This is a genomic window from Amycolatopsis sp. NBC_00355, assembly GCF_036104975.1.
Lineage (GTDB): Bacteria > Actinomycetota > Actinomycetes > Mycobacteriales > Pseudonocardiaceae > Amycolatopsis.
Genome location: NZ_CP107982.1, coordinates 3236110 through 3254944, shown reverse-complemented (window position 1 = coordinate 3254944; position 18835 = coordinate 3236110). Strand labels below are relative to the sequence as shown.

Genomic DNA, 18835 nt, shown 5'->3' with positions numbered 1-18835 from the left:
TTTCCTCCGGGCTGGTCCCGGTGCACGCAGGTCGTCGGGACGCCCGGAAGTGTTACAACCCCGCCGGTGCGCCGTCGAACACCTGCAGCAGCTGTTCGGCGGCGGTGCGGGCCGCGCTGCCCGGCCGGATCGTGCGTTCGCCGTCCGGCTGGGGCGCCGGCGCTCCGGACATCAGCTCCACCAGCGCGACGGCGAGCTCGCGGACCTTGACGTTGAACTCCTGGCTCGCCCGGCGCAGCGTCGCCCAGGCCTCGTCGGGGCTGCAGCGCCGCAGCGCGATCACGATGCCCTTCGCCTCCTCCAAGGCGGCCCGCGACTGCAGCAGGTCCAGCATCTGCTCGGTCTGGTCGGGCCACGCGGACTCGGCGAGGACGAGCGCCATCGCCGTGAGCTTTTCGTGGCGCCGCAACACGGTCATGGTCTCTTCGGTGGCGGGGCGGTCGAGCGTGGCCGAGAGCACCAGGCCGCCGTCGGCGTCCCAGGCGGCGGGCAGTGCGGCGACCCCGCGGATGCGCAGCCAGTCCGCGGCGAACTCGGGGGCGTGCTCGGTCATGCCGACGAGGGTGAGCGCGGGCCACCGTTCGTCGGCGAAGACGTCGGCGGCGATCACCGGCTCGCCCGTACGGCAGGCGAGGGGCACCGGGCCGCCGAACCGGTCCAGCTGGGCGGTGATACACGCGGCCGAAAGCCCGCGGGCGGCCGCCACGCGCAACGGGCCGTCGCCGTGCTGGACGGTCACGGCGGCGCCGAGCGCGCCCGGCACCTCGGCCGCGACACGGTCGAGCAGTTCGTGCAGCAGTGCGGTCAGTGGCGCCTGGTCGTCGGCCGCGGGTCTTCCGTTCACCTCGAAACCTTCCTCGGCTTCTTCGAAACTCTGGCGTCGGCACGCACGGTCGTTTTAGCATGTCGTCGTTACGACGACAAGATACCCGTCGTCGAAGGGACGACCATGGATGACACCACCACCGGCGCACTGGGCCGGATCCGGGACGCGGTCACGGCCGCGCGGGCGGGCGCGGCCGACCGGGAGCAGCTGGTCACCGCGCTGAACGGGCTGCGGCTGCTGCGGGATGAACTGGCCGGCTGGGAGCCGGAGCTGATCACGGCGGCGCGGGCGGCCGGCGCCAGCTGGGTGACGCTCGCGCCCGCGCTGGGCGTCGCCAGCCGGCAGGCCGCCGAACGGCGTTACCTGCGGCTGCAGCCGTCGAGCACCGGGGAGAAGACCGGCGAAGCGCGGGTCGACGCCGAACGCGACCGGCGGGCGGGGGACCGGGCCGTCGCGGACTGGGCGCGGCGCAACGCCGCCGTGCTGCGCCAGCTCGCCGGCCGCGTGAGCGCGCTCGACGGCCTCGACCCGGCCGCGCAGGTCAGCGCGGATCACCTCGTCGCCGCCCTGGGCGACGACGACCCGGCGAGCCTGCTCTCACCCCTGGTCGCGGCCCGGCCGCACCTGACCGGCGATCTGGGTACCCGGGTGGGTGAAATCTCCGCCGAAGCGGCCCGGTTACGTCGTGACGCCGCCGGCAGCCGCCGCTCCCGGGACTGAGCCGCCACCCGCGTGGGTACCAGGCGGATATGGCACAAGAAGCGGAACAGAACCCCGACGAGCGCACCGCGGGCCGGGCCGAGCTGCTGCCCGAGGAAAAGGCCGTCGAGAGCGCCGATCCCGAAGCTCAGGCGCGCGAAGTGCTGCGCGACTCCGACCGCCGGAGCGCGGACCCCGAGCCGACGATGACCCGGCGTCCGGAGGAGACCACCTGAGGGATCAGTCGGCGTCCGGGTCGCGGTCTTCCCGCTCGTCCTCGGTCCGGTCGTCCACCGGGTTGCCGCTGGAGTCGTCTTCGTTCGTCTCGTGGTGGGGTTGCGTCAGCTCCGGCGGCTACCCGGCCCGGACGGGGACCAATCCCGCGGTCAGCCCGCGTCGCAGGAGGCGCCGTTGAGCGTGAACGCGCCGGGCGCCGGGTTGCCGCCGCGGATCGCGCCGTTGAACCCCGTGGTCACGGTCGCGCCGGGCGCGAGGGTGGTGTTCCACTCGGCGGCGTCCACCGTGACGCGCCCGCCGCGCTGGCCGTAGTCGCCGTCCCAGCCGTGCGTGACCTGCTGGCCGCCGGTGAAGGTCCAGCTCAGCGTCCACGGCGAGAGCGCTTTCGAGCCCTTGTTGGTGATGGCGACGGCCGCGGTGAAGCCGTCGTTCCACTGGTTCTGCACGGTGAACCGCACCGAGCACGGTGCCGGGGGAGGGGCCGCGCTCGACGACGGCGGTGTCGCCTTCGTCGACGGGGCGGTCTGCCGGCCCGCCATGACGGTCGGGATCGGCGTCGGGCTGGGCGGCGGAGGCGCGCTCGTGGACGGCTTCGGGGTGGTCGCGGGCAGCAACGGCACCAGCGCGGGCGACGCTTCCCGGCCGGGTGAGCTGGTGGTCACGACGATCACGACGACGCCGCCGAGCACCGCGACCAGTCCGCAGACCGCGCTGACCCACCGGATCCGCGACCCGGCCCGCTGCTGCGCGGCGGCGGCTTCCCGGGCCCGCTGCTCGATCCGGTCCACGCGCTCCGCGGGCGACAACCCGTCGGGCACCGGCGACCGCGGCGGCGGGGAACCGCCGGTCAGGGGCCGCGCGGTGGCGCCGGTCGCTTTCAGGAGCTCGTCGACGGAAATCCCGTCGTCGTCTCGCCGGGCGCGACGCGCCATGCAGAACCTCCCGTCCTGGTGCCCGGCGAATCCTAGGAATCCGCACGGGTCTTGTAAACCGCGTGCACGCGGCGTGCATCCGGCGTGCACGAGCCGCCAACATCGCGGCGGTTACCTGGGTTCACGACCGGATGTGCCGGTCACCGAAACCAGGAGAACCCCATGACCGAGAAGAAGACCATCGTCGTCGTCGGTGCCACCGGCCAGCAGGGCGGCGGCCTCGCCCGCGCCATCCTCGACGACCCCGCCGGCCGCTTCGCACTCCGGGCGATCACCCGCCGCCCCGGCTCCGACGCGGCGCAGGCGCTCGCCGCGCGGGGCGCCGAAGTCGTCGCCGCGGACCTCGACGACGAAGAAAGCCTGGCCAAGGCCTTGCAAGGCGCGTACGGCGCCTACTTCGTCAGCGCGTTCTGGGAGTACAACGACGTCGAGCGCGAGCAGAAGCAGGCCCGGGCGATGGCCGCGGCCGCAAAGACCGCGGGCCTGCGGCACGTCATCTGGTCGACGCTGCCCGACACCCGGCTGCACCTGCGCCTCGACGACGACCGCGTGCCGACCCTGAACGAGCGCTACAAGGTCCCGCACTTCGACGGCAAGGCCGAGGCCGACGCCTTCTTCGTCGACGCGGGCGTGCCGACGACGTTCCTGTCCACGACGTTCTACTTCGAGTCCTTCGCCGACTTCTTCCGCCCGGTCCGCGACGACGACGGCGTCCTCGCCCTGCACCTGCCGATGGGCGACCGCAAGCTGCCCGCGATCGCGGCCGAGGACATCGGCCGGACGGCGTTCGGCGTCTTCGAACGCGGCCCCGAGCTCGCCGGCCGTACGATCAGCATCTCCGGCGAGAACCTGACCGGCGAGCAGTACGCGGCGGCGTTCGCCAAGGAGCTCGGCGAAGATGTCGCCTACCGGCCGATCAGCGTCGAAGCCGTGCGCGCGCAGGGCTTCCCGGGCGCCGACGACCTGGCCAACATGTTCTTCTACTACGCCGAGTACGAGAGTGTCTTCGCCGGCGCGCGCGACCCCGAGGTCGTGCGCGAGCTGAACCCGCGGCTGCAGGACTTCGGCACCTGGCTCGCCGCCCACCACGACGCCTTCAAGGGGCTGTGATGGATTTCGGGATGCAGTTCGGGATCTTCGGGGTCGGCGACATCGCGACCGACCCCGTGACCGGCCGCGCGCCGACCGAGCACGAGCGGATCACGCGGATGGTCGAGACGGCCGTCCGCGCCGAAGAGGCCGGCCTCGACGTCTACGCGACGGGGGAGCACCACAACCCGCCGTTCGTACCGTCGTCGCCGACCACGCTGCTGGGGTTCGTCGCGGCGCGCACCAGCCGGATCGTGCTCTCGACGTCCACCACGCTGATCACCACGAACGACCCGGTGAAGATCGCCGAGGACTACGCGATGCTGCAGCACCTCGCGGACGGCCGCCTCGACCTCATGCTCGGGCGCGGCAACACCGGCCCGGTGTACCCATGGTTCGGCAAGGACATCCGCGACGGCATCGCGCTGGCCGTGGAGAACTACGCGCTGCTGCGGCGGCTGTGGCGGGAAGAAGTCGTGGATTGGTCGGGCAAGTTCCGGTCTCCGCTGCAGGGCTTCACCTCGACCCCACGTCCGCTCGACGGCGTCCCGCCGTTCGTCTGGCACGGTTCGATCCGCAGCCCCCAGATCGCCGAGCAGGCGGCCTTCTACGGCGACGGTTTCTTCCACAACAACATCTTCTGGCCGGTCGAGCACACCCGGCGGATGATCGCGCTCTACCGCGAGCGCTTCGAACACCACGGCCACGGCCCGGCCGACACGGCGATCGTCGGCCTCGGCGGCCAGACGTTCATCCGCCGCCGCTCCCAGGACGCGCTCGCTGAGTTCCGCCCGTACTTCGACCACTCGCCGATCTACGGCCACGGTCCTTCGCTCGAGGAGACGATGGAGCAGACGCCGCTCACGGTGGGCAGCCCGGAGCAGGTGATCGACCGGACGATGCGCTTCCGCGAGGACTTCGGCGACTACCAGCGCCAGCTGTTCAACGTCGACGGCATGGGCCTCCCGCACGAGACGGCGCTGGAGCAGATCGACCTGCTGGGCGCGGAGGTCGTCCCGGTGCTGCGCAAGGAGTTCGCACGGGGCCGCCCGGCGCACGTCCCGGACGCGCCGACCCACCGCTCGCCCGCCGCGGTGGAATAGCCGCCCGCCGCCGGGGGTTGCGCTGAGCGTGACCGAATCAGTGCGGTTCGAGGTGCTGGGCCCGGTACGCGCCTGGCGCGGCGGCGTCGAGATCGAGCTGGGCCCACCCCAGCAACGGGCGGCGCTGGCGGTCCTGCTCCTCCAAGGCGGCACGTCGCTCTCACCGGCCCAGCTGGTCGAGGCGCTCTGGGGCGGCGCGGAGCCGAAAGCGGCGACCGGCATGGTCCGCTCGTACATCTCTCGCCTGCGCCACGCCCTGGAGCCGGCCACCCCGATCAAGTCGCTGGGCGGCGGCTACGCGATCGTCGCGCCGACGCTGGACCTGACGGAGTTCCAGCACCTCCTGGCCAAGGGCGACGCTGATTCCCTCCGCACCGCCCTTGCCCTGTGGCACGGCACGCCGCTGTCAGGCGTCAACGGCTTCGAAGCCGAGCGCGTCCGCCTGGAGCAACTGCGCCTGAAAGCGATCGAAGACCTGGCCGCCGCCGACATCGAAGCGGGCCACCACGCCGAAGCCACCGCGGCGTTGTCCGAGCTGATCACCGAGCAGCCGCTGCGCGAGCGCCCCCGCGAGCTGCAGATGCTGGCCCTCTACCGCTCCGGTCGCCAGGCCGAGGCCCTGGACGTCTACGCCCGCATCCAGCGCCGGCTGGAGGACGAAGTGGGCCTCTACCCAGGCCCCGAGCTGCGCGAAATGCAGCGCCGCATCCTGTCGTCGGACCCGACCCTCGCGGCGACGATCACCCGCCCCACCCAACTGCCACCCGAGCTCCCCGAGTTCGTCGGCCGCGAGGACCTGCGCCAAGCACTGACCGACACCCTCCGAACATCCGGCGCGGCAGTCCCCGTGGTCGCCCTGGAAGGCCTGGCGGGCATCGGCAAAACAACCCTGGCAGTCCAGCTAGGCCACACGATCGCCGCTTCCTTCCCCGACGGCCAGCTGTTCACGGACCTGTCGGTCTCGACGGACCCCTTGTCCGAGCTGCTGCGAGGCATCGGCGTCACGGACCTGCCGCCGTCATCCAGCGAGCGAGCGGCCCTGTGGCGCACCCGAACCACCGGCCGCCACCTACTCGTGATCCTGGACGACGCTCGAGACGCCGACGAGATTCGCCCCCTGCTCCCCGGAGCCGGAGGCCCCGCGGTGATGATCACCGCGCGCCAGCGCCTGTACGGCTTGCCACACGCCCAGTGGCGGAAAGTGAGCGCCCTGGACCCAACGGCCTCTCAGCTCTTACTGGAGCGCCTGATCGGCCCCCGAGCCCACGAAGACGTCGCCGCGACCAAGGAACTGATCCGTCGCACCGCCGGCCTGCCCCAGGTCCTGCAGGCAGTAGGAGCCCGAGTGGCGTCCCGCCCGGACTGGACGATGGCCGAGGCCCTGCAACGCCTGGGCCGCCCAGCCCCCGGCTCACCAGTCACCCCGCCGGAGTGCTGGGCAATAGAGAAACCCTACGAGTCGGCCCTGTCCCAGCTGTCCAAGACGCAGTCCCGAGCATTCCGAGTGCTGTCCCACCTGCCGACCCCGTTGGTCCCACTAGCCACAGCCGCCAAAACCCTGAACCTCCCCCTACCGGCAACGGCGGCCATCCTGGAGTCCCTGGTGGACGCCCACCTGCTGAACCCAGCCGGCCCGGACGCCTACCGTTACCAGGAACCCCTACGCGAGTTCGCCCGAAGCCGAGCAGGCCAGGAGGACTGGATCGATACAGCGTTGACGCAAAACGCATGATCATCCCAGCCCTCCCCAGTCCCACGACCCAGACCCCCCTGAACACCCCCACGGGGCGGCCGGGTACTCTTTCTTCAGCAGGTCCGAGTGGCGGAATGGCAGACGCGCTAGCTTGAGGTGCTAGTGCCCTTAACGGGCGTGGGGGTTCAAGTCCCCCCTCGGACACAAATACGTGGGAGATCTCCCAAACCACAGAGTAACTGGCCCGCCACGGCGGGTCTTTCTCGCGTTCAGCCTCAGCCCGCCTCGGCTACGCTGATCATGAACGCGCCCTCCCCTCGCGCAGCTCGCAGGGGAGGTGTGACGTGAGCACCTTCCTCTCACCCCTGGTTCTGCCCGGCCGGATTGCCACGCCGTCTCCAGCTGAGTCGTCGTCTCCGCCTGTCCCGATGGGCCTCCCGCCGCTGCGCGATCTCGGCGCCGTGGACGGTCCGCGGCTGTCGATCGCGCTGATGGACGGCGGGGGACGGTTGCAGGACCGCGGCGCTGTCTCCGCGCTCGGCTGGAGCCCCGGTGACCGCCTGCTGATCACCCTCGTCCAGACCTCGGTCGTGATCCGCCGACGTCCGGACGGGGTGTTCGTCATGCCCCGCAAGCCCTACGTCGCCCTCCCCGCCCCGGTCCGCAAAGGCTGCGGCGCCTTGGCGGGCAGCCGGCTGCTGCTGGTCGCCGACCCCGCCCACGACGTCCTCATCGTCCACCCGGAAGCCGCCGTGCAGGCGATGCTGCGCACCTTTCACACCTCGCTGGCCGCCCCCGAGGAGGAGGCATCATGAACGCACCCGCGACCCCGCAAGACCTCGAAGCGGCCCGGCTGCTGCTCTCACGGCTCGGTGTCGATCCCGCCGACCTCGTCCCCGGCGTCCGGATCGACGATGACGTCCTGCCTGATCAGCGGCCGATGCCGACGATCCGCGAGTGGATCCCGGTGGTGGCCGGCCTGGTCTCTCCGAGCACGGCCGCCTCCTATGGCTCGTACTGGAACAAGGCCGAAGCCAAGTGGGGTGATCGGCGCATGGATACCATCATCGCCAGCGAGATCAAGACCATGGCCGAGACCGTGCGCAGCACCGCCCGGGTCCGGCGCAACTCCCGCGGTGGACGCAACGCGGCGGAGAACTTCATCGCGGCCATGCGCTGCCTCTACAAGCACCTGGTCAACGACGGGCGCCTCGACGAACGCCGCAATCCCGCCATGCGCGTCACCAAACCCAGCCGCAATGCCTCGACCCGCCGTGCCCTGGCAGGCAACCGACTGGCCGAGCTCAACGACGTCGTCGCCAGCACCGGCGACGACCCGGAACTCGACTCGCTGATCTGCCGCCTCCACGAGGAGAGCGCCTGCCGCCGCGGCGGTGCCCTCGCCCTGCGGCCCCGTGACCTCGACCGCAGGCAGTGCACGGTCCTGCTGCGCGAGAAGGGCGAGACTGAACGCTGGCAGCCCGTCTCGCCCACCTTGATGCGTCACCTCATCGCCCACGACGAGGAACGCGGCAGCGGCGACCCGCAAGGGAAGCTACTGCGCTACAGCAGCGGCAAGCCGATCACGTCCCGTCGCTACGACTACATCTTCGGCCGGGTCCAGAACGAGCTCGAGTGGGCCAGGGCTCTGCAGGTCAGCGCGCACTGGCTCCGCCACACCACCCTGACCTGGGTGGAGCGCAACTTCGGCATGGGTGTCGCCCGCGCCTACGCAGGGCATTCCGAGTCCGGCAGTGACCTGACCACCACCAGCTACGTGAAAGCCGACATTAGCGAGGTCGCCGAGGCCCTCGCAGCCCTGACCGGGGAACCGCACCCGCTGGCCCCTGCCAGGACTGCGCGGGCTGAGGTGGAGTGACGATCGGTGGGCGCGGCGGCAAGCCGCCGCGCCCACCGGTCATTTGGCTGCCGTCCGATGTGGGGTGCTCGCCAGTTCCGTGTGATAGGCCGTGACCATCTCGTGCAGGACGTGTTGCGGATAAACGACCAGGAGGTCGTGCTCCACCAGCGCCGCCAGCAGTACTTGGTCGCTGGGGCGTATCCGGCACTGTGCACGCAGCCGGGCAGGCATCGTCAAGCTCATCTTCGGCGGAACGGACGCTTGCCCTCGCGAGTCGCACGGCGCCACGACAAGCAGACGCGACGACACGCTGAGCCGGATCGTCAAGCCGGTGACCCAGCCCAGTGCTTCCATAGCCATCCGCGCGGCGACCACGCCGTTTTCGGCGACTCGGACCAGACTGAAGATGACCGAGCCGCCGTCCACCAACGGCCCGAGATCTGCGACTGGCAACGGAACGACAGTGTCCAGGTTCCGCTTTCGCTCGGGTAGAGCTAGTGCCGCGACGATCCGATCCGCCGACTGGGGCGCAACCCCACCTGGGAAGGTCCCAATCGCTGGCTTAGGTGTTGCCGGGCATTCAGGCTTATCGGCCTCTGCGGCACTCCATGTTCTCGACATCCTGCATCCACGTGTTCTCGGCGTGGGAGGGCATCGGTGGAGACTGACTTAGTTACCTCTTACCAAGCTTGCCGCACGGAAACGACATCGGCAATGTTCTGCCTACGGATTCGAGCTTCCGACGACCGCCTTAGGAGGGTGGTCGGCAGCTGAGACTATGGCCTCTACCAGCACCTTTGGCCTCATCGTTTTCCGTGGCGACACCGTTGGCCACTCTGTTCGGCAGAGTTTCGCGTCACGACTGAAGTCATGGAAATCGATGTGCGGGTTCGGGCGTGTCGCGCCGTCGGGCCATGGCGATCACTCCTCCAAGCGTTGGAGCTCGACGGCCCGGCGGTCGCCGGCAGCGGCGAGGCCGTCTACGAGGCGGCGCCATCCCGTGCCGTCGGTAACGCCAAGTCCGGCATCGCGCAGGAGACCGAGCCAATCGGTCAAGAACCAGCTTCGATTGGCGAAGATGTCGTACCGTCCGTCGACCACCTGTTCAACCCAGTCGAGAGCGGCGGTGAACTGCCAGGGCATCGGGCCACACTTGGCGAGCAAGGCGATTGCATCGGCCGCTTTCGGCTCCCGACGGGCCAAAGGAAGCCATCGGATGACGAGGTCTGTGATGCTTTCAGGGGACACCCATGCCTCACGGGCTCGCCGCAGAGTGGCGTCCGGATCCATGTCGCTGGCGTCGAGGTGCGGCGTTGGGAGCACCTGCTGCAGCGCACGACATAGTCAATGCTAACCCGAGCAGCAGCCTGGTTGCATGAACGATCAGACCGGCGGCGTGCCGGACCATGGCGGCGCCGACGAACGGGACCAGCGAGACGAGACGGCCGCGCACGCGGCCAGGGAGGAGGGCAAGATGGTAGCGATCACCAGGGGGAGCGAGGTGGTGCGACAGCAGCAGCAGTCTTCGAACGCGTGGGGTGAGCGCGCCGCAAGCCAGCTCGATCAAGCCCGGCTGGTGCTTCGCGCGGTTCGGCGTCTGGTACTGGCTGCGGCGAGCGTGGTCGCGGCGGTGCTTTTCCTGATCGCCATCTTGGCGCCCCTGTAAACGGAGTAGGGGTAACGCGGTCCGCGTCACCCCTACTCGACTCTGGGACGAAGCGCCTCAACGATCAAGGCTTCGCCGCGCGGCCGGCTGCGCACCAGGGCGGGTTGTCAGCCTCTGGCGGTGCTGGCTGTTCCTTCTTCGGTTGGATGCCATAAGCAGGCCCGAGTGGTCGCGGGTCCGCACCCTGCTGCCCAGGCGGGTTTCCAGATCAGCGATCGGTCGGGGATTCTTCGGCTGGCAGCCGTGTAATGGATGCCGTCAGGTCGAAGATGCTCTTCGCGGCCCGGAGTGCGTAACGTTGGCGCCTCTCGCTCATGAACAGTGCGACGAGCAGGATGAGCGTAGCCACGGTTACCCCCAATGCTGCGGGGACGGCAGCCGCGACTGCGCGGACGACCAGTGCGGTCCCGCGAGATAGTCGGGGTAGCAGGATCGTGGCGACTGTGCACCTCCTCTCGGCCGCGTGTCGCTTACAGCATCCAGGATGTTCCGATTCAGAACAAGGTCTGTTCCAGATTAGAACATGTCCTATACTGCGGGTGGCTGTGGTCGACATGCCGCGGCGGTACGAGAACAAGTGGGGCTCATGGCGCAGGAAACGGTCACCGAACTGCTGGCCGACCGGATCAAGCAGGCGCGCGCTGCCCGGGGCTGGACAGCGCAACAGCTCGCCGACACATGCGTGCGGGCCGGCAGCCCGACTCTCACCCGCGGCACGATCGCCAAGATCGAGTCGGGGGTGCGCAAGACGATCACCGCGGAAGAAGTCGCGGTCCTTGCCTTCGTACTGGCGATCAACCCCGCTGAACTACTCGACACACCCAAGTGGCCGTTCGAGGAATACCGAGCGGCGCACGGCACGCGCACGCCCGGACCACGGGAAACCCCGCTGCACCTGATGGTGCTCGTAGTACCGGACGCGATCGATCCCAACCTCGTGATTGTCACTTCGTGGCGCCAGGAAGAAGTCGAGGAGTGGCCGCCGCCCAGCGGAAGCTCCTGCTCGTTACCCCTTGCGGACCTCGAGCGGCACGTAGCCGGTCTCGTTACCGAAGCCGAAGTTGCATGGTCTGGACGCACGTGCCCGGTGGTCATCGAGTTCGTCCTTCCGCGGCGGTTGCTGGGCTTGCCCGTCCACAGGTGGCGGCAAGAGCCAGAAGCTGAGGGCAGCCGGCTCCTGATCATGGACTATGAGATCGCCTTGCGTTCTCTGGAACGGATGCGGTCTAGGCAGTGGCATCGAGCATGGCGGATACGCTGGCAGTCACTGCAGTCTGATCCCTCGCCCGGTCGTTGCTACTACTTCATGCCGGATCACATCGAGGCGCGGCATCGGCTCGATGCGATTCTCAGTGACTCCCACTGGAACGTCTTGGTGTTGGCCGGGTACTCGGCTTCCGCGACCCCCACCCCCGGAACGGACCCGTTCGCCGCGGCGCTGCGGGCCGGGATTCCCGCGGTGTTGTGGCACCCGCACGCTTCGCCCGAAGAGATGCGGGATCTCGTAGGCGAACTCACCGGAGGTGACGGCATGGCCGAGCTGCCTGCGCGCGCCAGGGCGTTGATGTTGAAGGGATTCGAGGGCGACGTCGGACTCGCCGCCATCACCCGGGACCTGGTTCTGCTGTGGGACGATCCGAACAGGCTTGCGTGGCTGGGGGATAGCGGCGACGGCCACCTGGCAGGACAGCGTCCTTCGGAAGATGGGCGTCGGCCGGGCACCGCCGAAGCCGGGTAGGGTGGCGAGCTGGTTGTGGGTCATCGATTTGACCAAAACTGCCAGTCCGGCCAACAGTGCCGCCACGATCACCCTGTCGCGTTCAACGCGCTGGTCAAACGCGACGCGAGCCTGGTCTGCCACCGTCGGCCCAGGCTCGTCTGGCCACCGTCCTCACTTCACGGTCGGACGTGCACGCCTTTCGGTGATGAGCTGACGGGAGTTGGCGCTGGCGATGTGGCCGCCAGGGCAACTCGGCCGATCGTTAGCCACTGATTTGTGCTGGTTGAGGGTGGTGGGCCAGGTGGTCCTGGAGTTCGCGGTGGCGGAACTGGTAGCCGGTGCCTGCCTGCATGCCGGTCTCGTCGACGAGACCGGCGTCAAGCTGGTCACCTCGCACCGATTCCGGCACACCGTCGGCACACGGCTCGTCTAGGAAGGCGCCCGCCTGCAAAACATCATGTCCAGTAATTGTCCGGAAAGATCGACTTTCGTCCACTTATCAGGTGTGCTTGCCGGCGAAGACTCTCGCATCTTGCGGTACCGTCAGCCATATGGCCGAGTTTGCAGACCAGCGGGTGTTCGTCTCGTATGCTCACGACAACTCGGCGCATAAGGACGCCGTCTTACGTTTGTGCGAGCTCATACGCGCTGAGAACATTGATGTACGGCTGGATCAGCGGGAGAGCAGTGAACGCCGTGACTGGTACGCCTGGATGACCGACAATATCCTCCAGTCGGAGTTCGTCATCGTGGTTGCTTCACCTCGCTACCGGAGTGTCGGAGACGGCACCGGACCTCCTCATCAGAACCGTGGAGTGCAGGCTGAGGCGTGCCTGCTGCGAGATCTCCTACACGCGAATCGAACGACATGGACGCGTAAGCTGCTGCCCGTTGTTCTTCCCGGCCACACCATCGATGAAATACCGTTGTTCCTGCAGCCGTACTGCGCCGACCACTACTTGATCGACACTCTCTCGCGGGCTGGACTTGCGTCCCTCTTAGAGGCAATCACATCCACCCAAGATGTGCCTCTCCCGGTCACCGGTGCTACCTCGCCGATCGCAGCCGAGGTGGAGGGAGCGCAAGCGCCGGCAGGTCCCGAACTCCACCAGAGCGCGACCGCGAAACGGCGCAGCACTGTCATCCAGGTGGGCGGCAACCTCACGATCACGGAGCCGAACCGAGGCAGCCGTGCCTGAAGGTTCACAAAGCTCCGAAGACCTGCCGCTTCCTGGACTGCGTCAGGAGGCGCGTGCGTCGGGCGGCTCCATGATCGTCCAGGTTGGCGGCGATCTCACGCTCACGGCCACCGCACGGTTGGAAGAGGTGTTCGAAGACGATCCTGTCGGCGTCTGCCCGTACCCTGGTCTCCTCCCCTTCGAACCCGGTCAGGACAAGTGGTACTTCGGCCGCGGCCGCGACGTCGCCGCGCTGCTGGAGCGAATCGACAAGGCTCGCATCGAGGGTGGCCCGGTACTGCTTATCGGAGCCTCCGGGGCCGGGAAGTCCTCTCTGCTGCGATGCGGTCTTATCTCCGCGATCGCGAGAAACGGCTACGGCGCGGCCGGGTCCCGTGACTGGCCTCGGCGGGTCATCACTCCGGGCCCGGCGCCGGCGCGTGAACTCGCCGACGTGCTGGCCGCGATGTCCGAAATCCCGGCGGAACGAATTTTGGACCTCGGCGCACGAGACCCCGCCGAGCTGAGCAAGTCAATGTGCATGCAGCTGACACACCGCCGACTGCTGATCGTGGTTGATCAGTTCGAGGAGGTCTTCACCTCTGCGGATGAGGAAAGCCGAGCAAGGTTCATCGGGCTGCTGAAGGCGGTCTGTTCCGGCGCCGGTTCGCCGGTCGGGGTGGTCCTCGGCTTGCGTGCCGATTTCTACGGGCATTGTCTCTCGGACCCATGGCTGCGGGCGGCCCTTCGGGACGACCCAGTCCAGCTCGGGCCCGTCGAACGCAGCGACCTCGACCGTGTCATCCTCGGCCCGGCCGATCAAGTCGGCCTCACCGTTCAGCCGGAACTGCGCGAAGCTTTGCTCGCGGATATGGGTGTCGGCTCCGCCAGTGCGGACGCCTCCAGCCGGCTCCCTCTTCTCGCACATGCATTGCGCGCGACCTGGCTGAAACGTAGCGGGAGAACCCTCACTCTCGCCGGCTACCACGACACCGGAGGCATCCACGGCGCGATCGCGGCCACAGCCGACCGTTTGTACGCAAAGCTTGGCGAGCCCGCCCAGGCTGCGACCCGCGCCGTGTTCCTTCGCTTGGTCCGGATCGGAGGTGAAACGCTCGAGGACGCGCGTCGGCATCTCACGCGAGACGAACTGGCGTCCGGATTTCCGGACGTCGATGCTGTCGCCGAGGTTGTCGCCGCCTACACGAACCAACGCTTGCTCACCCAGGAGCAAGGCGGGCTCACCATCACCCATGAAGCTCTGCTGCAGGCATGGCCCCGCCTGCGCTCATGGATGGACGCTGATCGCGCCAGCCATGTCTTTCGTCAGGAACTCGAGGCGCAGGTGCGTACCTGGCAGGACAGCGGCCACGACTCCTCTGTCCTCCAGCGAGGCAGTCGATTGGACAACGCCGAGCAATGGGCACAGCACCATCCCGGCGACGTCGCGCGACCGGTCGAGCGTTTCCTCGTCGCATCGAGAGCCGCGGAGAGTCGGCGTCGTCGGCAGCGCCGCTATCTGACGGCCATCCTGGCCGCCCTCACGCTTGTGGCGTCGGCGACCGCCGGTCTTGCAGTCGTGCAACAGCGTCGCGCAGTCACGCAGCAGCGACTAGCGGAGGCTCGCGCTGTCGCCCAGCAGGCCAAGAACCTTCTGCCCTCCCAGCCGGGACTGGCGATGCAGCTGGCCGTCGCCGCCTATCAGCTCGACCACGACAGCGGTCGCGGTGCGCTGATCGGCGCGATGGGCTCGCCCGGTACATACGATGCAGCTGATCCCGTCATCGACTTCGCCCAGGATCGCGCCGGCTCACTATTGGCCCTGTCGACCGGAACTGCAATCGTGCTCTGGAGTGCCGAAGGTCATAGCCTAGGGCGAGTTGAGGGTGTGAGCACCGGGCCGATCGCCCTCAGCGCTGACGGACGACTTCTCGCAGTCGGCGTCGACGGTGACGTCCAACTGTGGGATACCACTGATCCAAAGCATGCAGTAAGGCTCATCACGCTGCCGGCCAATGGCTCAGACGTGACCGCGGTCGCGGTCAGTGCGGACAAGAAACGGCTCGCCGTCGGAACCAGCGCAGGTGCGATACTCACGTGGGACACCACCATTCCCGCGCAGCCCCGGGAGTTGCGGACGCTCGCCGGTCACCCTGGTGGCACTGACTCCGTGACGTTCCCGGTAGCTGGCCCCAGCGTCTTAGCCAGCGCGGGCGCTGACCACTTCATCCGGATCTGGCAACTTGGCGGTGGAGAACCCTACCTTGTCTCTGCGACGATCAGAGAGTTCGCGGGCGGAAAATCCCAGTTCGGCAGCTCGTTCAGCAAGGTGGGACACCGGATCGCCTTCAGCTCGAACGGCAAGAACCTTATCGCTCCGGGAGACGACGGCGGACTCAGCCTCCGAATTTGGAAGGTGGACGACCCGTCAAAACCAGCGCTGCTCACCCATTCGGATGCAACTAATAACTGCGGTATCGATACTTTTCAATCAATTTCCTTGTCAAACTCGCCAGGCACGACCATCGCGACAGCTTGTAGCGGAGGTATCCAACTGTGGAAATTCGAGGACAACGACGAACTGACTGACTGGGGCCATTTGACTGCGAGAGGTGACGATGGTGGCGCGCTGGCATTCCAGCCGGCCACCAAGAGACTGCTGGTCGCGACGCGTGGCGGGATCCACAAGTACGATGTGCAAAATCCGACACATGTCGGTGCGCTAGCGACATTCGGTTTCCGGCACACCGGCCTGACGGTGGGTATGGCTCTGAGCTCCGGCGGGCGTCAACTCCTGGCTGTCGCCGGAAGCGACTCCGGAGAACTATGGCAGGTCAACGACAGTGAGAAAGTGACCACCACGCTGCTGGCGCGCTTGCCTGGTAGCTCGTCGTTCGCCGGAAAGTCGGCCGCCTTCTCGCCGGACGGCAACCGCGTGGCCATCAGTGAAGACGCACCTCATGCCGTCGGGGAGATCCATCCCGTCGTGCGTCTGCGTGACACGACAAACCCTGGCGTGCCGGTCATTTTCACCATCGATAATGAAATCGACAACAGCGCCGTGTATATGCAGTTCAGTCCGGACGGAAGAATCCTCGCTCTTGTCGATGATAATTATGCCCCGGTTATCCACGCCAAGCCATCGTCAGTGAAGCTGTTCGCCACGGGCGACTCAGCTGGGCCGAAGCTGATCACTTCTATCCCCGTCAATGACCCGCAGTCGGTAGCCTTCTCCCCGGCCGCTCATGTCCTAATGATCAACGCGGCTGGTGGTGTCCGCCAATGGGACATCTCCGACCCGACATCGCCCACCCCGCAGGCACTTATTTCGTTCGGCCCGGGCAGCAACTACACGGGCAGCAGCTTCAGTCTCGACGGTACACGAGTCGCTGTGGGCAGCAATGACGGAACAGTCCAACTCTGGCGTGTGGACGCTGGTAAACTTACGGGTCCGCCGACGACGATCCGTACCCCTGGTGCCGACGGCCAGTACGTGGCGGTCAGTCCGGACGGGCGCGTCGTCGCTATCCCCAATGCGCGCCCGAGTGATCTCTCGGCGGACGTCGGTGCGGGACCAAGGATCGAACTTTGGGACGTCACGAACCCAGAGGTTTCGACCCTTGACGCAGTTCTGAAGGATCAACAGGTCGACGGGTTCGCCGCCGGTCAGCTTGCCTACACCCGCGATGGGCGTGCGCTCTACACGACCCAAGTCTCGCAGTTTGTCACCGTGTGGTCCACTGATCCGGAACGCGATCAGATTGCTTTGTGCAGAATTGCTGGCGACCCAATCACGCCCGAACAGTGGGCCAAGTACATTCCCGGCGAACCCTTCTCGTCACCGTGTTCAACTTGACCAAGCGAACAAACGTAGGCTCATCGGGTAGCCCTGGTCGGTGGGCGACATAGAGGTGCGGCATCAGACGGCAGTCCTTATCAACCGTAAGTAAGACGCTGTCCCATGCAGCCGCTGGCCTGAATCGGCTGCCATGTCTGTTGACGAACTGGGTTTTCTGGTGGATGTTGAAGTTAACGGTGTCGATGTGGCCAGCAGGTAGGGCTATCGGCGCCGGCCTCCCCGGCGATGTAGCTCCGGAGGTTATTGATGTCCAGGTCTGAGTTGAGTGCGCCGCGCTTCATGACTGTTGGTCAGGCGGCAAATTTGCTTGGCGTTTCTGCGATGACCATCTACCGTGCCGTGGACGAAGGGACTTTCCCGGCGATTCGAACGCGAGGGCGTATCTCGATCCCCATAAAGGCCATCGACGCGATGGAGGAAGTCGCTGTGTCGGAAATGAGGGCAGTTGACTCCAGTGAGTTCACGCTGCCGATGAGGAACGGCGTTGAGGCTGGTAGAAGGTAAAGTCGCTTCGTTGGGGCGCTGGAAGCCGGCTTCGGCGGCCTCGACCCTCAGGTTGTGGTTGAGTGCGAATTGGTGCCTGTCGCGCTGATGTTGTGACCGCAGCCTGAGAGGGTCCGCTTGGCCGCGGGAGGGGGTGTACAGAGTGGGGGAAGTTAATTCCGTGTTGTGAGCGATAGCTGCGCTTTCGGTCAAGATGAATGCATCGCAGTCTGTCTCGCCTCCTTTGTAGTGGTGTATGCGTTTAAGGATGCCTAGTTTGAGTGCGGCATCTCGTGTTCGGCGCACTGTCTTGGGATCGAGGCCAGCGCGCTCGGCCCAGTGACGAATAGAAATAGAGCCTTGTCTGGCGAGGACGGCGTGCGCGAATGCGTCGAGAGCTGCGCGCAAGCTAGCGACCCGTACGCCAGCGATCGTGCCGGTCCGCATTGCAGCGGCGGATCCGCGCGCCAAGTGCCTGTCCACGACGGCTTGAAGCACGGCACGGACATGTCGTAGCTGACGAGGTGACGGTTCGTTCTGGTGGTCGCCGGCTTGACGTGGGCCAAGACGTCGTCGTCGCGGCCTGCTTTCCGCAGCCTCGCGAAGTGCGGGTAGCCAGCGGTTTCGGCGCCAGGCGTCTCTCCCGACGTGGGCGGCCTGCATCGGGGATGCCTGGCGGAAAAGGTCCCACGCCTGCTGCTCGGTGAGGCGGGCTTCGGCGGCGGCGATCGTGGTGGCGGGCGCCCAGAACCAGCGTCGCCAGGCTTGCTGCCCGATCGCCCGGGCCTTCGTGCCGGCGAGGTTGGCGAATTTCCAGGCGTCGGCGGTGGTGTGGCCGGCGCGGCCGAGCGCGAGGGCGTGGCCGTACTCACCTTCGGATCTGCTGGCGCCCGAGGTACAGCGTCGGCGTGCGGGTCGTGTAGTCCGCGGGGCACTGGGGCTGACGAGTTCTGGTACGTCGCTTGTCATCAACGTGCGACTCACGATCGGGCTGGGCAGCTCGTGGCGATGTGGCGAGGAGGTGAGTCGGAGGGTCGAGCGGACGGTGGCAGAGACGTTTTGCCGGGTCGCAACCGCGCGGACGACGAGCTGTAGTTCCTCGCGCAGGCACTGCGGCACCTTGATGACGAGATGTGTATGCCCTGGTCGGCCGGAGCCGCGGCGAAGCCAGGGCAGTCCGTATCGATCGGCCCAGAGGACCAGCTGTTCGGCGACAACCTCGCCCGCGTCGGCATCTGCGCCGGTGTCTTCAGGGTCGACGTCGATTCCGAGGAAAGCTGGTTCGAGCGTGCCGACGATCGCGCGGGCGGCACCGCTGGTGTTGAGGATGCTGACGGCGTCGTCGAGGCGGTGGGTGATCGTGTGCGCGTGGTTGTCGGCGTCGATGACGATGAATGGCGCGCGGAAGAGTGCCTGGTCGAGGCGCGACGGTAGGTAGGTGTCTGGCATGGGAGTCCTCGGGAGCTCGGCGTAGGGGGCCAAGCGCTGG

General features: G+C 67.4%; 18 protein-coding genes and 1 tRNA gene. 15 read left to right on the top strand and 4 right to left on the bottom strand.

The window, feature by feature from the left end:
• Nucleotides 1-52: 52 nt before the first annotated feature.
• Nucleotides 53-844, bottom strand: a complete 792-nt coding sequence (locus OHS18_RS13810) for an ANTAR domain-containing protein (RefSeq protein WP_328617308.1) — start codon at nt 842-844, stop codon at nt 53-55.
• A 105-nt stretch (nt 845-949) separates the two neighbouring features.
• Between OHS18_RS13810 and OHS18_RS13805 the strand changes: the two genes are divergently transcribed.
• Nucleotides 950-1546, top strand: coding sequence for an HSP18 transcriptional regulator (locus OHS18_RS13805; protein WP_328617307.1), 597 nt, complete (start codon nt 950-952; stop codon nt 1544-1546).
• Nucleotides 1547-1575: 29 nt separating this feature from the next.
• The gene (locus OHS18_RS13800; RefSeq protein WP_328452742.1) at nt 1576-1761 is read left to right on the top strand and encodes a hypothetical protein; all 186 of its coding nucleotides are present in this window, start codon (nt 1576-1578) and stop codon (nt 1759-1761) included.
• 150 nt (nt 1762-1911) lie between these two features.
• On the opposite strand, the gene OHS18_RS13795 is transcribed toward OHS18_RS13800, so the two are convergent.
• Complete coding sequence (locus OHS18_RS13795) at nt 1912-2694, bottom strand: cellulose-binding domain-containing protein (RefSeq protein WP_328617306.1); 783 nt, start codon at nt 2692-2694, stop codon at nt 1912-1914.
• Between the two features lie 162 nt (nt 2695-2856).
• On the opposite strand from OHS18_RS13795, the gene OHS18_RS13790 reads away from it, so the two are divergent.
• The 6 genes from OHS18_RS13790 (at nt 2857) to OHS18_RS13765 (ending at nt 8458) form a co-directional block, all read left to right on the top strand.
• Nucleotides 2857-3804, top strand: a complete 948-nt coding sequence (locus OHS18_RS13790; RefSeq protein WP_328617305.1) for an NmrA/HSCARG family protein — start codon at nt 2857-2859, stop codon at nt 3802-3804.
• 11 nt (nt 3805-3815) lie between these two features.
• Complete coding sequence (locus OHS18_RS13785) at nt 3816-4886, top strand: LLM class flavin-dependent oxidoreductase (protein ID WP_328618521.1); 1071 nt, start codon at nt 3816-3818, stop codon at nt 4884-4886.
• A 28-nt stretch (nt 4887-4914) separates the two neighbouring features.
• Nucleotides 4915-6618 carry an AfsR/SARP family transcriptional regulator gene (locus tag OHS18_RS13780; RefSeq protein WP_328617304.1) on the top strand — a complete coding sequence of 568 codons (1704 nt, stop codon included), beginning with the start codon at nt 4915-4917 and terminating at the stop codon, nt 6616-6618.
• Between the two features lie 81 nt (nt 6619-6699).
• A tRNA-Leu gene (locus OHS18_RS13775) sits at nt 6700-6783 on the top strand.
• 224 nt (nt 6784-7007) lie between these two features.
• Nucleotides 7008-7394, top strand: coding sequence for a hypothetical protein (locus tag OHS18_RS13770; protein ID WP_328617303.1), 387 nt, complete (start codon nt 7008-7010; stop codon nt 7392-7394).
• Entirely contained in the window at nt 7391-8458 is a 1068-nt protein-coding gene (locus tag OHS18_RS13765; protein ID WP_328617302.1) for a tyrosine-type recombinase/integrase, read from the top strand. The genes OHS18_RS13770 and OHS18_RS13765 overlap by 4 nt, the downstream gene beginning before the upstream one ends.
• A gap of 39 nt (nt 8459-8497) precedes the next feature.
• Here OHS18_RS13765 and OHS18_RS13760 read toward each other — a convergent pair whose 3' ends face one another.
• Together OHS18_RS13760 and OHS18_RS13755 are read right to left on the bottom strand one after the other, a co-directional pair.
• Entirely contained in the window at nt 8498-8893 is a 396-nt protein-coding gene (locus OHS18_RS13760) for a hypothetical protein (RefSeq protein WP_328617301.1), read from the bottom strand.
• 468 nt (nt 8894-9361) lie between these two features.
• Complete coding sequence (locus OHS18_RS13755; RefSeq protein ID WP_328617300.1) at nt 9362-9583, bottom strand: hypothetical protein; 222 nt, start codon at nt 9581-9583, stop codon at nt 9362-9364.
• A gap of 232 nt (nt 9584-9815) precedes the next feature.
• On the opposite strand from OHS18_RS13755, the gene OHS18_RS13750 reads away from it, so the two are divergent.
• The 7 genes from OHS18_RS13750 (at nt 9816) to OHS18_RS48555 (ending at nt 18780) form a co-directional block, all read left to right on the top strand.
• The gene (locus OHS18_RS13750) at nt 9816-10106 is read left to right on the top strand and encodes a hypothetical protein (RefSeq protein ID WP_328617299.1); all 291 of its coding nucleotides are present in this window, start codon (nt 9816-9818) and stop codon (nt 10104-10106) included.
• Between the two features lie 586 nt (nt 10107-10692).
• Entirely contained in the window at nt 10693-11844 is a 1152-nt protein-coding gene (locus OHS18_RS13745; protein ID WP_328617298.1) for a VMAP-C domain-containing protein, read from the top strand.
• A 274-nt stretch (nt 11845-12118) separates the two neighbouring features.
• On the top strand, nt 12119-12259 hold the full coding sequence (locus tag OHS18_RS13740; RefSeq protein WP_328617297.1) for a hypothetical protein: 141 nt from the start codon (nt 12119-12121) through the stop codon (nt 12257-12259).
• Between the two features lie 118 nt (nt 12260-12377).
• Nucleotides 12378-13025: a toll/interleukin-1 receptor domain-containing protein gene (locus tag OHS18_RS13735; protein ID WP_328617296.1), complete on the top strand. Its 648-nt coding sequence runs from the start codon at nt 12378-12380 to the stop codon at nt 13023-13025.
• Complete coding sequence (locus OHS18_RS13730) at nt 13018-16860, top strand: nSTAND1 domain-containing NTPase (protein WP_328617295.1); 3843 nt, start codon at nt 13018-13020, stop codon at nt 16858-16860. The genes OHS18_RS13735 and OHS18_RS13730 overlap by 8 nt, the downstream gene beginning before the upstream one ends.
• A 249-nt stretch (nt 16861-17109) precedes the next feature.
• Nucleotides 17110-17367: an excisionase family DNA-binding protein gene (locus tag OHS18_RS48560; protein WP_442875377.1), complete on the top strand. Its 258-nt coding sequence runs from the start codon at nt 17110-17112 to the stop codon at nt 17365-17367.
• A 1116-nt stretch (nt 17368-18483) separates the two neighbouring features.
• Complete coding sequence (locus OHS18_RS48555) at nt 18484-18780, top strand: hypothetical protein (protein WP_442875376.1); 297 nt, start codon at nt 18484-18486, stop codon at nt 18778-18780.
• The last annotated feature ends 55 nt before the right edge of the window (nt 18781-18835 follow it).

Coding starts and splice junctions, on each gene's coding strand:
- OHS18_RS13805 (WP_328617307.1), top strand. CDS start 950: ATGGATGACACCACCACCGGCGCACTGGGCCGGATCCGGGACGCGGTC.
- OHS18_RS13800 (WP_328452742.1), top strand. CDS start 1,576: ATGGCACAAGAAGCGGAACAGAACCCCGACGAGCGCACCGCGGGCCGG.
- OHS18_RS13795 (WP_328617306.1), bottom strand. CDS start 2,694: ATGGCGCGTCGCGCCCGGCGAGACGACGACGGGATTTCCGTCGACGAG.
- OHS18_RS13790 (WP_328617305.1), top strand. CDS start 2,857: ATGACCGAGAAGAAGACCATCGTCGTCGTCGGTGCCACCGGCCAGCAG.
- OHS18_RS13785 (WP_328618521.1), top strand. CDS start 3,816: ATGCAGTTCGGGATCTTCGGGGTCGGCGACATCGCGACCGACCCCGTG.
- OHS18_RS13770 (WP_328617303.1), top strand. CDS start 7,008: ATGGGCCTCCCGCCGCTGCGCGATCTCGGCGCCGTGGACGGTCCGCGG.
- OHS18_RS13765 (WP_328617302.1), top strand. CDS start 7,391: ATGAACGCACCCGCGACCCCGCAAGACCTCGAAGCGGCCCGGCTGCTG.
- OHS18_RS13755 (WP_328617300.1), bottom strand. CDS start 9,583: ATGCCCTGGCAGTTCACCGCCGCTCTCGACTGGGTTGAACAGGTGGTC.
- OHS18_RS13750 (WP_328617299.1), top strand. CDS start 9,816: ATGAACGATCAGACCGGCGGCGTGCCGGACCATGGCGGCGCCGACGAA.
- OHS18_RS13745 (WP_328617298.1), top strand. CDS start 10,693: ATGGCGCAGGAAACGGTCACCGAACTGCTGGCCGACCGGATCAAGCAG.
- OHS18_RS13735 (WP_328617296.1), top strand. CDS start 12,378: ATGGCCGAGTTTGCAGACCAGCGGGTGTTCGTCTCGTATGCTCACGAC.
- OHS18_RS48560 (WP_442875377.1), top strand. CDS start 17,110: ATGTCCAGGTCTGAGTTGAGTGCGCCGCGCTTCATGACTGTTGGTCAG.
- OHS18_RS48555 (WP_442875376.1), top strand. CDS start 18,484: ATGCCCTGGTCGGCCGGAGCCGCGGCGAAGCCAGGGCAGTCCGTATCG.